The 8,218-nt window shown below is 61.0% G+C and carries 12 protein-coding genes and 1 pseudogene; 5 read left to right on the forward strand and 8 right to left on the reverse strand.

The features are described from left to right. From ACFFAR_RS17675 to ACFFAR_RS17695, 5 genes and pseudogenes are all read right to left on the reverse strand, one after another. Positions 1-227, reverse strand: a pseudogene (locus ACFFAR_RS17675) (IS66 family transposase); the annotation flags it as partial. A gap of 57 nt (positions 228-284) precedes the next feature. Next, the gene (gene tnpB, locus ACFFAR_RS17680; RefSeq protein WP_375508194.1) at positions 285-641 is read right to left on the reverse strand and encodes an IS66 family insertion sequence element accessory protein TnpB; all 357 of its coding nucleotides are present in this window, start codon (positions 639-641) and stop codon (positions 285-287) included. Further along, complete coding sequence (locus tag ACFFAR_RS17685; RefSeq protein WP_375508195.1) at positions 641-997, reverse strand: hypothetical protein; 357 nt, start codon at positions 995-997, stop codon at positions 641-643. Before ACFFAR_RS17685 ends, tnpB begins: the two co-directional genes overlap by 1 nt. Before the next feature lie 77 nt (positions 998-1,074). Then, positions 1,075-1,212, reverse strand: a complete 138-nt coding sequence (locus ACFFAR_RS17690; protein WP_375508196.1) for a hypothetical protein — start codon at positions 1,210-1,212, stop codon at positions 1,075-1,077. 29 nt (positions 1,213-1,241) lie between these two features. Next, positions 1,242-2,129, reverse strand: a complete 888-nt coding sequence (locus tag ACFFAR_RS17695) for an NAD(P)H-binding protein (protein ID WP_174363563.1) — start codon at positions 2,127-2,129, stop codon at positions 1,242-1,244. A 195-nt stretch (positions 2,130-2,324) separates the two neighbouring features. On the opposite strand from ACFFAR_RS17695, the gene ACFFAR_RS17700 reads away from it, so the two are divergent. Continuing rightward, the gene (locus ACFFAR_RS17700) at positions 2,325-3,209 is read left to right on the forward strand and encodes a LysR substrate-binding domain-containing protein (protein ID WP_174363562.1); all 885 of its coding nucleotides are present in this window, start codon (positions 2,325-2,327) and stop codon (positions 3,207-3,209) included. Here ACFFAR_RS17700 and ACFFAR_RS17705 read toward each other — a convergent pair. The 3 genes from ACFFAR_RS17705 to ACFFAR_RS17715 are packed head-to-tail and all read right to left on the reverse strand — an operon-like array spanning position 3,206 to position 4,513. Beyond that, a complete protein-coding gene (locus ACFFAR_RS17705; RefSeq protein WP_062001653.1) occupies positions 3,206-3,619 on the reverse strand; it encodes a DUF1801 domain-containing protein in 414 nt (137 codons plus the stop codon). The genes ACFFAR_RS17700 and ACFFAR_RS17705 overlap by 4 nt on opposite strands. A gap of 25 nt (positions 3,620-3,644) precedes the next feature. After that, positions 3,645-4,172, reverse strand: coding sequence for an SRPBCC family protein (locus tag ACFFAR_RS17710; RefSeq protein WP_174363561.1), 528 nt, complete (start codon positions 4,170-4,172; stop codon positions 3,645-3,647). Continuing rightward, positions 4,169-4,513 carry an ArsR/SmtB family transcription factor gene (locus ACFFAR_RS17715; protein ID WP_375508197.1) on the reverse strand — a complete coding sequence of 115 codons (345 nt, stop codon included), beginning with the start codon at positions 4,511-4,513 and terminating at the stop codon, positions 4,169-4,171. The genes ACFFAR_RS17710 and ACFFAR_RS17715 overlap by 4 nt, the downstream gene beginning before the upstream one ends. Positions 4,514-4,661: 148 nt before the next feature. Here ACFFAR_RS17715 and ACFFAR_RS17720 point away from each other — a divergent pair, with 148 nt between their 5' ends. From ACFFAR_RS17720 to ACFFAR_RS17735, 4 genes are all read left to right on the forward strand, one after another. Beyond that, complete coding sequence (locus tag ACFFAR_RS17720) at positions 4,662-5,915, forward strand: MFS transporter (protein WP_174364828.1); 1,254 nt, start codon at positions 4,662-4,664, stop codon at positions 5,913-5,915. 86 nt (positions 5,916-6,001) lie between these two features. Continuing rightward, positions 6,002-6,634, forward strand: coding sequence for a TetR/AcrR family transcriptional regulator (locus ACFFAR_RS17725; protein WP_375508198.1), 633 nt, complete (start codon positions 6,002-6,004; stop codon positions 6,632-6,634). Between the two features lie 167 nt (positions 6,635-6,801). Continuing rightward, complete coding sequence (locus ACFFAR_RS17730) at positions 6,802-7,185, forward strand: VOC family protein (RefSeq protein WP_174364831.1); 384 nt, start codon at positions 6,802-6,804, stop codon at positions 7,183-7,185. A gap of 148 nt (positions 7,186-7,333) precedes the next feature. Continuing rightward, on the forward strand, positions 7,334-8,218 hold an 885-nt coding region (locus ACFFAR_RS17735), incomplete at its 3' end, for a dihydroxy-acid dehydratase (protein ID WP_375508199.1).

Here is an 8,218-nt window from a genome sequence, read left to right on the forward strand (position 1 = left end):
GTCAGGACATCGTCGTAGTCGGATTCACTCAGCGCGAGTTGTTCGGCTTCGTCGAACACGCGGTCCTTGAGCTTCTCGCTGCTGGGCGCGAAACGCTTGAGTTGCGCCAGACGGAAGAGCTCCTCAAGAACCTCAATACGTTCTGCCAGTTGGCGGTTCTGCGCTTCGAGTGCGCGGATATAGGCCTGAACTTCAGGCGTTAAGTGGTTGAGATCGTTGGCTTCCATTGCCGTACGATATCCAAGTGTGCCGCCTCGTGGGTTTACGTATTTTTGTAATTCACTTCAGCGAACCTCACGCGCCGGCATCGCCCGATGCGCAATCGTCGTCTGCCAGTTCAGCCCATCGAGTAGCCAGCGCAGCTCACGCGCCGTGATTTCCAGTGCCGCCGTATCTCCAGCGTCGCGCGGCCAGCGAAATCGACCTTCCTCAAGGCGACGATAATGAAGCCAAAAACCGTTCGTCTGCCAGTGAAGAATTTTAAGTTTGTCGCCGCCGCGACTGCAAAAGACAAACCAGTGAGGACTCACCGGATCGAGCCCGAGCGTCTCGGCCACCATCAGCGACAGGCCGTTAATCGAGCGGCGCATGTCAGTGGCGCCCGGCGCCAGATAGACCTTGCCTAGCGGGCTATCCCACATCACAGCACCGCCAGAAGACGCGGCAACCAGTCGAGATGCGTGCGCGAGCTCAACCGAAGCACAAAGCCGGCGGGCGTTTGGATTTCCAGCGGCGCGTGCCGTGCACCAGATGTATCAGTGAAAGTCTCATCGTCCAACCGCATCTCGCGATCAACGCTCGGATTGATCGGCACGGCAACCAAGGTCGGCTCGGCCTGCGACCCGCTCACTTCGAGCATGCGACGGCGGCTCCTGTAAAAACCAGACTGATTCACCCCTTCGGCTTTGCACCATGCCAGCACGCTCAGACCAGAGTTCTTCTGGTCCTCAAATCGCTTGGCCCACACCTGCCTGCGCTCATCGTATCCATTCGTCATTGCCCGACTCCTTCATTAACGGAGCCGTCATTGTTCAACTCGAAAACTTCAACTTCAACGTGTGCTTAAACTAGCGCTTACTTTTCCCGCATCCAGAATTGTTCCATCTTGCCGTCGAGGTACAACTGCAAGGTGGCGGGGACTTCGGTCGGCATGTAGTGCGCAAGCTGTTCCGGGGAAAGGGGAACCAGCGTTCCAACGGCCATGACTTTCATGATATTTCCAGTATGAAAAGCGGGTAAGGTCAGGACACTTTCGGATTCAAACGATCCGCATTGGCGCGCGCAAATTCCCTGACGCTCATCGGCTTGCGGCCGGTCAGCTTTTCAACGTTGTCGTTCATGCCGGACATCACGCCGTGCTGGTAGTCGTCCATTGCGGCAGACAGGTGCTTGACGACGTATTCCGGTACACCGGCCGATTCCATCGAACGGCGGTATTCGTCAATCGAGACATCTTCGAAGACGATCCTGCGGCCAAGTGCTTCGCTGAGTTCCGCCGCCATTTGTTCGTGATCCATTTCGACCGGTCCGAAGAGCGGGTACGTCTGGCCGATGTGCCCGTCGGAATTTTGCAGCAATGCAGCGATCACCCGGCCCTGATCTTCCGCACCGATTGCGGCGTGCCGCCCTTTGCCGACCGGCATGCGCAAGATGCCTTTCTCACGGAACAGCGGCAGTTGCCACGGGTAGAGAAGCCATTCGAGAAAGTAGGTGGGGCGCAGATGGATCACGTCGAGACCCGACGCGCTGAGCAGTTGCTCGGCAACATAGTGATCTTTCGATGACGGACTGTTCGATGTGCGGCTTGCCGAGCGTTGCGAGAGGTTGATGATGGTGGCGACGCCGGCTTCACGCGCGGCCTGTGCGAAATAAGCGGTCGCCGTAATCAGTCCCGGCGCGACCGGATACACGAGATAGGCTGCGTCGACGCCTTCCATTGCAGCGCGAACCTCGTCGATATTCTGCAGGTCGCCGACTACGACTTGTGCGCCAAGCGCTTCGAGTGCGGCGGACCGTTCATCGATACGACGCACCAGCGCGCGCACCGTCAAGCCGGCTTCGATGGATTCCTTTACAGCGGCGCGGCCCGTGTCACCTGTAGCGCCGGTAATCAGTACTTTGCGGTTCATGATCATCATCCTTTTGCGTAAGAGAGGGTTTGCTCGTCGGTTCGCGGTGCGCCTTGGTTGATTTGCGCGTCGCTGCCGGTGAGTGAAGAATGCGGCCTCTCGCAAAAGGGCGGTAGCCATTGGATTTCGCTAATATCTATGCTCGGTCAGCATGAGTGACGGCCTGGGTCACATCAGACGTAAGGGGCTTAAAACGTGAAGGACATCCTGAGCCTCAAGCTTTATTCGCGCGTTGCGCATCTCGGCAGCTTTTCTGCTGCGGCGCGCGAGTTCGGGCTGGCTCAGTCACAGGTGTCGCGAATGGTTGCGGACCTCGAGGCGGGGCTGGGCGCCAGGCTGTTATCGCGAAGTACGCGCGCGGTCGTCCTGACGGAGGCCGGTGCGGAATTCCTGGCTCGCGTCGAGCCCATCCTCGCGGCGCTCGAAGACGCAGAAAACAGCGTGCGTGAAAGCGGCGAACTGCGGGGCTTGCTGCGGGTCGGCATGACTACGACCATGGGCTTGCGTATGGTGATGCCACGTCTTGCGCCGTTCACCGAGCGTCATCCGAACCTGAGCATCGAATTGCTGCTCGACGATAAATGGCAGGACGTGGTTCGCGAAGGTGTCGATGTAGCGTTGCGCGTGGGCAATCTTCCCGATGCATCGGGGACATCGAAATTCATCACGATGATTCCGCGCGTTGTCGTTGCCGCGCCTTCTTATCTTGAACGTGCGGGGATGCCGCTCGTGCCGGAAGACCTGACTCGGCACAGGATCGTCGGCGGGCCGGCCGCCACGCGGGCGGCCTCCTGGCAATTCGAACTCGACGGCAAGACGGTGGACGTCGAGCTTCATCCGAACATCTCGACCAACTCGATAGCCGGCGCCATCGCGTGCGCGACGGGCGGCCTCGGGATCACATCGGCGCCGTCATGGGGTTGCCAGGACGAACTGGAGCGCGGGTCGCTGGTGCTTGTCCTAGCCGACTGGAAGACGACGGGGCTACCCGTCCACGCTTATTTCCCACTGGGGCGCTCCGCGCGAAAAGTGGCGCGGGCGTTCGTCGACTTTGTTACGGAAGAGCTCAGGAAGGCTTAACCGGGTTTTTTCTTTGCCTTCACGCCCGACACATTGAGGGCAATCGCCTCGCCAACAAGCGCCTTGAATGCAACCGAATCGATTTCCTCACCCTCGTGGATATCGATTGCGCGCCTTGTGTTTCCATCCAGGCTCGAGTTGAAAAGTTTCGCGGGGTCCTTCAGCGAAGCCCCTTTCGCAAAGGTCAGCTTCACCACTGACTTATACGACTCGCCAGTGCAAATGATTCCGTCGTGCGACCAGACGGGCGTGCCCATCCACTTCCATTGCTCGACGACCTCCGGGTCCGCGTCCCTGACCAGCTTGCGCATCCTGCTCAAAGTTTTGCCGCGCCAGCCGCCAAGCTCGGCGATTTTTTTATCGATGAGTTCAGGCGCCAGCGCATCATCTACCGCACTCGTTTTCTTCATCTTCTCCTCCTGAAACGTTCATGCTTCAAATGCCGAATTGCCTTTCGTACTCGGTCTTGAGACGCAGCCAATCGAACTTCATCGCTTCACCGCCGACAATGCGCCCGACCGGATCGCCAGCCACGAACTGCGCCAGCACATCGAGGCAGATATGCCAACCGGCCGCGCCCATCGATATGAAATTGCGGTCGATGTTGTGCCAGAGCGTAAGACGGGTTCCGTCGCCGAGCGGCTCGAGTTGCCACCGAAGGTCGTTGTCGCCCCAGCGGTATTCAAGCAACCGGGGCGCCTCGGCGCGCGTCACTTCAGTCTCCGAGATGACCGGCGTGGGCATTCCGACCGTCGAGAGCTTGACCGGGCCAACAGACGCGAGGCTCCGGTCGGCATCGAAGGGCGCCCATTCACGCAGGCTGACCGGGTCGGTCAACGCGGTCCAGACTTTCTCGGGCGCATGGCGCAGTTCGCGCACCAGAACGAGCGTCCACTTCTCCCCATCCTTCTGGATTTCGGCGCCCGCAGCGGGTCCCGGCCTGTATTCGTCGCGTTTGCTCATCGTTTTCTCTCCTTTTTGCCCAGTGCAGTATCAATTGGGTCGATGCGGTCGAGATGGTGTTCGAGCGCATCGACGTGGCCCGACCAGAAGCGCCGGAAGGGTTCGAGCCACGCGTCGATCTCCGCGAGCGGTTCCGGCCTGATCCGGTACACGCGCCGCTGTGCGTCCACGCGTGCCTCGACAAATCCGGCTTCCCGAAGCACTCGAAGGTGCTTCGAGACCGAGGGTTGCGAGAGCTTCAGCTTCTCCTCGATATCCCCCACGGTCTGCTCGGACGTTGCCAGCAGACTCAGGATTGCGCGGCGGCTTGGCTCGGCGATAACGGCGAAGGTCGATTCCATGGTGTTTATATACCGGATGGGGAATATACGTGTCAAGCAGGGACGGCACGGCCTGGTCAGACCATGCACTCGCAGTGGGCATCGTGTCGATTTATGAGACGACAGGCACAATACGCGGCGATGCTGCCGCAGCCCCTTACAGGCCTTCATGACCCAAACGACCTCTGATCCCTCTGTTCCCGCCGCGCTTGTACCGAATTCGCCGCGTTTCTTGCTGTTTGTGATCTGCCTGTTTGCATCGGCCGGACAGCTTGCAATCGATATCTACGTGCCCGCGCTGCCCGCAATGGCGACGTTTTTCGCAACGTCGCCCCAGGCGATCCAGTCGAGCGTGTCCGGCTACATGGTGGCCTACGCGCTCGGCCAGCTCGTCTTCGGTCCCATAGCCGACGCTTACGGCCGCAAGCCCGTCCTGGCGTTCGGGCTGGTGATCTTCACGATAGGCTGCCTGCTGTCGCTCGCCGCGCCGAATCTCGAGACCTTTCTTCTCGCTCGATGCCTGCAGGGTTTCGGCATCGCCACGACCAATCTTCTTGCGAAGGCGATCATCACCGATTCGTTTTCGGGCCAGGCGCTGTTGCACGCGTTCACCTACATGTCGATTGCGTGGGGACTCGCGCCGATCGTGGCTCCAGTGATTGGCGCCCACTTGCAGACGTGGTTCGGCTGGAAGTCGTGCCTCGTGTTCCTGCTCATCTACTCGCTCGTGATGTGGGCATTGTGGTGGCGCTATCGTGAAACGTTGCGGCGTCCGGTGCATCTGGAGCCGCGCACCCTGATCACCAACGCGGGCAAGGTGCTGGCAAGCCCGGTGTTCCAGAGTTGCTTTCTCGCGCAAGGCTTGTGTTACAGCATCCTGCTTGTATTCAACATCGTCGGGCCGTTCATGGTGCAGAACACGCTGCACAAGCCGCCGACGTATTTCGGCTATCTGGCGCTGGGTATCGGGATGATGTATTTCCTCGGCGGCTTGTCGAATCGCATTCACGGCGCGCGTCTGCCGAGCGCGGAACGACGGCTGCTGCTGGGCGCGCGGGTGATGGCCGGGACATCGATTGCGATGCTCCTGCTCGCGCTGACCGTCGGCCTGCGCGTGTGGACGCTCGCGACGCCCGTGCTCGTGATGGGATTCTGCGCAGGCGCGATGTATCCGACCTTGATGGCAAAGGGCAACTCGCTGTTTCCGCATATCGCGGGGCTGACGAGCGCGATTCTTGGCTGTGCGCTGCTGCTGGTTTCATCGGCGACGATGGGGCTTGTCGGCTTCCTTTCCGTGCAGATCCTTGCACCGCTCGCGGTGTTTTTCGTGATCCTCGCGTTCGGTGTTGTCGCGATGGTGACGAAACTGTTGCGGCACCTCGCGCAACTTCCGCCTGTCGCGGCGTCGGCAGTTCGTTCATAACCGCTCGATACGTTCCAATGCCTCGACAGCCGAATCCGTCGCCGCTCAAACCGCGTAGGGCACCCAGCCAGCCTCGCTCGGCGCGCATGGTCGAGACCCTGCTCGAAGCCGCCGCGCAAGTGCTCGAAACGAGGGGGCTCGAAGGGTTCAATACGAACGCGGTCGCCGAGCGCGCGGGTGTCAGTATCGGTTCGCTTTATCAGTACTTTCCGAGCAAGGATGCGCTAACCATCGCGCTGATGGAACGCGAGAACGCGCGGTTTTACAAGGAGGCGCTCGCGTCCCTCGATCACGCGAGCGGATCGGCCGCGCTCGATCATCTGATTCGCGTGGCCGTGTGGCAGCAGTTTGCGCGGCCGACGCTCGCGCGGCTTCTCGACGTGGAAGAAAGCCGGCCGCAATTGCGCGCGGCGCTGCCGAGCACCGGATCGATGCGCAGCTTGCTTCTGGACATCCTCGCGCGGGAAGATTCGCCTCAGCAAGCAGACACGGATGTCGCCGCACGCGATGTGTTCGCGATGATCCGTGGTCTCGTCGATGCCGCCGGCGAGCGCGGCGAGACGGATACGGCCGGCCTCACTCGCCGCGTGTGTGCGGCCGTGCAGGGCTATCTGACGATGATGTCGGCCGCCACGCCCGCCGAAGAAGACCCGCACCCCGCCGATAAACGCGAGCAGCCTGCCCGCAAGCCAGCGCCGCGCGGCCCGAAACGCCCGTAGTACGGGCCTCGGCGGCTCCTGAAGCCCAAGCGGCGACGCGAGTATAAAACGCGAGCTTTTACTCGTAACATTTCCGTACGGAACGCAAGGAGCGCTCCGCAGCAACGGAGATCGACATGAGCACCATCACCACCAACGCAAATACCACCACCTCTGTCAGCACGGCAATGAGGCTCAATCACATGAGCTTCCCTTCGTCCGATGTCAGCGCCACGGCAACCTTCTTCGAAGCGCATCTGGGCTGCACTGTCGCCGGTCGCGGGGCGAGCTGGATCCTGAAACGCCCGGGCTTCGACATCGTGATCGAAGACGCCGGCGACCATCCGGTCGAGTGGCCCCACAACTTTCACATCGGCTTCGAACTGGCGACGCTCGACGAAGTTCGCGCGCTTCACGACCGGATGATCGCAGCGGGCGTCGGGATGAAAACCGGCGTGTTCAAGCACGAACGCGGCTCGCGGTTTTTCTGCGAAGTGCCGGGCGGTGTGCTGGTCGAGATCCACACGCGCTCGGATGCCGACGAGCAGTATCGCGGGACGTTCGGCCTCTAGGCAGGATTGATACTTTTCACGACCTAATTTCGCCGAAAAAAGATATTGGACGTCTTACCGGTGGTCTCGCAAAATCCGGGTTTCCCTGCGGCCGATGAACCGGCCCGGGCGTAACACAGATTCGGATAACCACAATACAGAGGTACAGATGCCCCACTATCGATCACGCACATCGACTCATGGCCGCAACATGGCCGGCGCCCGCGCCCTGTGGCGCGCCACCGGCATGAAGGACGGCGACTTCGGCAAGCCCATCATTGCGGTCGTGAACTCGTTCACGCAGTTCGTGCCGGGCCATGTGCATCTGCGCGATCTCGGCGCGCTGGTCGCGAAGGAAATCGAAGCGGCCGGCGGCGTCGCGAAGGAATTCAACACCATCGCGGTGGACGACGGCATTGCCATGGGGCACGGCGGCATGCTGTATTCGCTGCCGTCGCGCGAACTGATCGCCGACTCGGTGGAGTACATGGTCAATGCGCACTGCGCCGACGCCATGGTCTGCATCTCCAATTGCGACAAGATCACGCCGGGCATGCTGATGGCCGCCATGCGCCTGAACATCCCGGTCGTGTTCGTCTCCGGCGGTCCGATGGAAGCCGGCAAGGTCAAATCGCCGACCGACGGTCAGGTGATCGCGAAGATCGACTTGATCGACGCAATGATCAAGGCCGCCGACTCGAAGGTGAGCGACGCCGAAGTGGCGGAGATCGAGCGCAACGCGTGCCCGACGTGCGGTTCGTGCTCGGGCATGTTCACCGCGAATTCGATGAACTGCCTGACCGAAGCAATCGGTCTGGCGTTGCCGGGCAACGGCACGATCGTCGCCACGCATGCATGGCGCAAGGGGCTGTTCGAACAGGCCGGGCGTCTCGTGGTGGACCTGTGCCGCCGTTATTACCAGGAAGAGGACGCATCGGTTTTGCCGCGCAGTATCGCGACCAAGCAGGCGTTCAAGAATGCCATGACGCTCGACGTCGCCATGGGCGGTTCGACCAACACCGTCCTGCATCTGCTCGCGGCCGCGCAGGAGGGC

Origin of the sequence: uncultured Caballeronia sp. (assembly GCF_964243625.1) — a bacterium.
In the GTDB taxonomy this organism is placed as follows: domain Bacteria; phylum Pseudomonadota; class Gammaproteobacteria; order Burkholderiales; family Burkholderiaceae; genus Caballeronia.